Annotated in this window: 3 protein-coding genes; 2 read left to right on the top strand and 1 reads right to left on the bottom strand. The window is 29.5% G+C overall.

The window, feature by feature from the left end; genetic code table 11:
• Nucleotides 1–158: 158 nt before the first annotated feature.
• Both QK892_RS18285 and QK892_RS18290 read left to right on the top strand, forming a co-directional pair.
• Nucleotides 159–719, top strand: coding sequence for a class IV adenylate cyclase (locus tag QK892_RS18285; RefSeq protein ID WP_317274980.1), 561 nt, complete (start codon nt 159–161; stop codon nt 717–719).
• A 77-nt stretch (nt 720–796) separates the two neighbouring features.
• Entirely contained in the window at nt 797–1609 is an 813-nt protein-coding gene (locus QK892_RS18290) for a ZIP family metal transporter (RefSeq protein ID WP_317274981.1), read from the top strand.
• Nucleotides 1610–1686: 77 nt separating this feature from the next.
• Here QK892_RS18290 and fba read toward each other — a convergent pair whose 3' ends face one another.
• Entirely contained in the window at nt 1687–2550 is an 864-nt protein-coding gene (gene fba, locus QK892_RS18295) for a class II fructose-1,6-bisphosphate aldolase (protein ID WP_317274982.1), read from the bottom strand.
• Nucleotides 2551–2898: the final 348 nt, after the last annotated feature.

The following is a 2898-nucleotide window of genomic DNA, read 5'->3' on the forward strand; positions in this document are numbered from 1 at the left end:
CCAAAAAAATATATATTTTACAATTTAAGTAAGGAAGGATTTATAATTTATAAAAATCATCTTATGAAGTGTACATAATATGTGAAGAATAATTATGTATAAAATCATCATTGTATATATGATATAATGATTAATATAAATTTTAAGGAGTGTTATTTATGAAAGAATTAGAAACTAGAGTAGTTGATATAGATGTTGATAAAGTGAGAGATATATTAAAGAAGCTGGGAGCAGAAAAAGTTAAAGAAGAATTTCAAATTAATAATATATATGACTTTGAGGATAATAGATTATTAAATTCTAAAGGATATGCGAGAATAAGAATTACAGATGATAGACTTAATAATAAGGAAGTAGTGTATATGACTACAAAAAAAATGTTAAGTCAAGGTACTTTTAAAGAAATGGAAGAAAATGAAACAATAGTTCAAGATAAAGAAGCTGCAGCCAAGATATTTACTTCTCTTGGATTAGCTTTAAAACAATCAATTAAAAAGTATAGGGAAAGCTATAAAATAAAGGATTCTTTAGTTGAGATTGATATTAATGATAAGAACTTTTGTCCTTTCCCGTATTTAGAAATTGAAACATCATCAGAAGATAAGCTGAAAGAAATATTAAATATACTAGGATATACCATAGAGGATACTACATCAAAAACTATTTATGAATTATTAGAGGAAAGAGGCCTAGCTAAAGGAAATGGAAAAGGGTTATAAAATATTGTAACAAAAACAAATTATCCTTAGTAAATTATAATTAGGATTTTATATAAAAGTACTAAGGAGGATGTTTTATGGAATGGTTTTTAGAATTAAGCCCAATTCTTCAAGGGCTACTTGCCACTTTATTTACTTGGTCAATTACTGCTTTAGGAGCTGCAATAGTATTCTTTTTTAAAAATTTTGATAAGAGAGTTTTAAATACAATGTTAGGTTTTGGAGCTGGAGTAATGGTTGCAGCAAGTTTTTGGTCGCTATTAAGTCCAGCAATAGAACTTTCAGAGCAACTTGGTTATTCTGGTTTTGTTATTCCTTCAATTGGATTTTTTTTAGGAGGAGCTTTTTTAATTTTTGCGGATAAGCTAATGGATACTTATTCTTATGGAGTTGTAATGGATAAAGAGGAGAATATATCAAAGGCAGCTAAATATAGAAAAAGTATTTTATTAGTTTTAGCTGTAACACTTCATAATATTCCAGAAGGTTTAGCTGTAGGAGTAGCTTTTGGTGGAGTTGCAGCAGGAATACCTGGAACTAGTATTGCAGCAGCATTAGCATTAGCTTTAGGTATAGGACTTCAAAATTTTCCTGAGGGAGCAGCTGTTTCATTACCTTTAAGAAGTGAAGGATTATCTAGGTGGAAAAGCTTTGTTTATGGGCAAGCTTCAGGAATTGTAGAACCAATTGCAGGAGTAATTGGTGTTATTGCAGCATTAGCAGTAAGAAGTTTATTACCATTTTTATTATCATTCTCAGCAGGAGCAATGATTGCTGTAGTAGGTGCTGAGTTATTACCAGAAGCTTCAATAGAAAATAAAAAATTAACAACATTAGGACTTATTTTAGGATTTATTGTCATGATGGTTTTAGATGTTGCCTTAGGATGAATTTTGTTTATAATTAAATATTTAATTATACATTAAAAAAAGGAGCTGTAGAAAACAGCTCCTTAATGTTTATGGAATTAAGCTCTATTGATAGAACCGAATAATTCCATTTTTTCTTTTACAGTAGCTTTTATAGCTTCATATCCTGGAGCTATAAGCTTTCTTGGGTCAAAGCCTTTTCCTTGTAAGTCTTTTCCAGCTTCAATGTATTTTCTAGTTCCTGCAGCAAAAGCTAATTGGCATTCAGTGTTAACATTGATCTTAGAAACTCCTAAAGAAATAGCGTGCTTTATCATATCTTCTGGAATTCCAGTACCACCATGTAATACTAGTGGAACATTGTTAGTTGCATTACTGATAGCTTCTAAAGCTTCAAAGCTTAATCCCTTCCAGTTTTCTGGATAAACTCCATGTATATTACCGATACCAGCAGCTAACATAGTAACTCCTAAATCAGCTATTGCTTTACATTCAGCAGCATCAGCAATTTCTCCAGCACCAATAACTCCGTCTTCTTCTCCTCCGATTGATCCAACTTCAGCTTCTAATGATAAGCCTTTTTCTGAAGTTAATCTAACCATTTCTTTTGTCTTAGCTATATTTTCATCTATTGGATAGTGAGATCCATCAAACATAATTGATGAGAATCCAGCTTCCATAGCTTTTAAAGCACCTTCATAACTACCGTGATCTAAGTGTAATGCAACTGGTACAGTGATGTTTAATTCTTCCATCATTCCGTTTACCATTCCAACTACAGTCTTAAATCCACACATGTATTTAGCAGCTCCTTCAGAAACTCCTAGTATAACTGGTGAATTATTTTCTTGAGCAGTTAATAATATTGCTTTAGTCCATTCTAAGTTGTTGATATTAAATTGACCTACAGCGTATTTTTCCGCTTTAGCCTTGTTTAACATATCCTTTGCTGAAACTAACATGGTATAAACCCTCCATAACTTTAAATTTTATTACAATTATGCTTTATAGCCAACTGTATAAGAGTAACAGCTAAAAAGCTGTACTTTATTGCTATTATTATAACTCAAAATAGATATAATTTAAACAAAAAAAATTTGAATTTAGGTAACAAGCCATAAAACTTATTAAATATTTTAAAAATCTATATAAAAGATAACATAAAAAATTAATAAATTTTAAAATTTATAAAAAAACAATAATAAATTTAAAAAATGATATAAAAAAGTGTGGTAATTTTTATAAAAATAATAAAGTTTTAAAATATGAAACAAAATTTCAAAAAATGTGGTATTATAGTGAAAGAGGAT

This window comes from Clostridium lamae (assembly GCF_033043255.1).
In the GTDB taxonomy this organism is placed as follows: Bacteria; Bacillota; Clostridia; order Clostridiales; family Clostridiaceae; genus Clostridium; species Clostridium lamae.